1 protein-coding gene is annotated in these 2523 nt (G+C 74.2%); it reads right to left on the reverse strand.

What is annotated here, in order from left to right; translation table 11 throughout:
* The coding region (locus ACLBYD_RS10025) for a non-ribosomal peptide synthetase (RefSeq protein ID WP_447816404.1) at nucleotides 1-2523 on the reverse strand (2523 nt) is incomplete at both ends.

The following is a 2523-nucleotide window of genomic DNA, read 5'->3' on the forward strand; positions in this document are numbered from 1 at the left end:
CCGCCGGCGGCGGTCGGTGCCGGCGGGGTGGGCAGCGCGTTGCGGTCGAGTTTGCCGTTGGGGCCGACCGGCAGCGCGTCGAGGACGACGAGGGCGGCGGGCACCATGTAGTCCGGCAGGTGCGCGGCGAGATCGGCGGTGACCGCGGTGGTGTCGATGCTGCGGCCCGGGGTGGGCACGAGATAGCCGGTGAGCCGGTCGTCGGCGCCGTGGTGGACGAGCACCACCGCCTGCCCGATCTCCTCGCGGGCGCGCAGCACCTGCTCGATCTCTCCGAGCTCGATGCGCAGACCGCGGATCTTGACCTGGAAGTCGGTGCGCCCCAAGTACGTCAGGGCGCCGTCGGCGCGGCGGGTGGCCAGATCCCCGGTGCGGTACATCCGCTCCCCCGGCGCCCCGAACGGGTCGGCGACGAACCGGTCGGCGCTCAGGCCCGGGCGGTCGAGATAGCCGCGGGCGAGCTGGATCCCGGCCAGGTACAGCTCGCCCGCGGCGCCGACGGGCACCGGATGCAGCCGCGCGTCGAGCACGTAGGTGCGGGTGTTCCACACCGGCAGCCCGATCGGCACCGACCCGGCATCGGTGTCGGTGGTGGTCCAGGCGGTGACGTCCACCGCGGCCTCGGTGGGCCCGTACAGATTGTGCAGGGCGGTGTGCGGCAGCGCCTCCCGCAGCGCGGCGGCGGTCTCGGCGGGCAGCGCCTCCCCCGACGCGAACACGTGCCGCAACGCGAGCGGATCCCGGTCGCGGCCGTGCAGGGCGTCGACGAACACCGCGAGCATCGATGGCACGAAATGCGCCACCGTGACCTGCTCCTCGGCGAACAGGCGCAGCAGATAACCGGGATCGCGGTGCCCGCCCGGGGCGGCGACGGCGAGGCGCGCCCCGACCTGCAGCGCCCAGAAGAACTCCCACACCGACACGTCGAAGGTGGCGGGGGTCTTCTGCACCACCGTGTCCTCGGCCGACAGCGGATAGGTGTGCTGCATCCAGCGCAACCGGTTGACGATCGCCGCGTGCGGCACCGCCACGCCCTTGGGGCGGCCGGTGGAGCCGGAGGTGAAGATCACGTAGGCGAGATGCGCGCCGGTCGGCTCCGGCCGGTCCGCCGCCGTGAGGGCCGCCGGGGATTCGTCGTCGAGGTCGAGCCGGTCGATGCGCAGCACCTCGGCGCCGGTGTCCGGCAGGGCGTCGGCGACGTCGCCGGTGGTGAGCACCGCGATCGGGGCGGCGGTGTCGAGCACGTAGCGCAGCCGCTCGGCGGGATGGTCCGGGTCGAGCGGCAGATAGGCGGCGCCGCTCTTGACGATCGCGTACATGCCGACGAGCAGATCCAGCGAGCGTGGCGCGGCGAGGGCGATCACCCGGTCCGGTCCGGCGCCGGCGCGCAGCAACCGCCGCGCGAGCCGATTGGTGACCGCGTCGAATTCGGCGTAGCCGAGGGTGCGGCCGTCGACGGTGACGGCCGGGGCGTGCGGGGTCGCGGCGACCTGCGCGGCGAACAGTGCCCCGAGGGTGGTGGCGGGACCGGCGTCGGCGGCGGTGGCGTTCCACGTGTCGAGCACGGTGCGGCGTTCGTCGGCGGTGAGCAGATCCACGTCGCCGACCGGCACCGCCGGATCCGCGGTGACCGTCTCGAGCAGCCGCACCAGGCGCTGCCCGATCGCGGCGGCGGTGGCGGGGTCGAACAGGTCGGTGGCGTAGGACAGCGCACCGCGCAGCGCGTGGGTGCGGCCGTCGCCGTCGGCGACCGCCCCGAGCTGCAGGTGCAGGTCGAACTTGGTGGTGTGCGTGTCGATCTCGGCGATGTCGACGTCCAGGCCGGGCAGCGTCAGATGTGCGCCGGTCGTGTCGGCGAAGGCGAGCATCACCTGGAACAGCGGCGAATAGGCCGCCGACCGAGCCGGCACCACCGCGTCGACGAGCCGGTCGAACGGCAGGTCGGTGTGCGCGAAGGCCGCCAGGTCGGTGTCGCGCACCGCGGCGAGGAACTCCGCGAAGGACAGTTCGGCGGGCACCGCGGTGCGCAGCGCGACGGTGTTGACGAACATGCCCACCAGGTCGTCGAGATGGGGGTGGCTGCGCCCGGCGACGGGGGTGCCGACGACGATGTCGTCGCCGCCCGACAGCCGCGCGAGCAGCACTGCGAGGGCGGCGTGCACGACCATGAACTCGGTGGCGGTGTGGGCGTGGGCGAGCTGCCGGATCCGCCCGTACAGCGCCGGGGCGATCTCGAGGTCGACGCTCGCGCCGCGGAAGGACTGCTGCGGCGGGCGCGGCCGGTCGGTGGGCAGCGTCAGCAGATCGGGGGCGGCGGCGAGGATCTCGTGCCAGTACTCGAGTTGCCGGGCGGCGCGGGAGGCCGGGTCGTCGACATCGCCGAGCAGATCCGCGAACCACAGGGTGTAGTCGGCGTACTGCAGCGGCAGCGGTGCCCAGTCCGGGGAGGTGCCGGCGGCGCGGGCGGCGTAGGCGGTGACCAGATCCCGCGACAGCGGCGCCAGCGACGCGCCGTCGGCGGCG

This window comes from Rhodococcus sp. C26F (assembly GCF_053345925.1).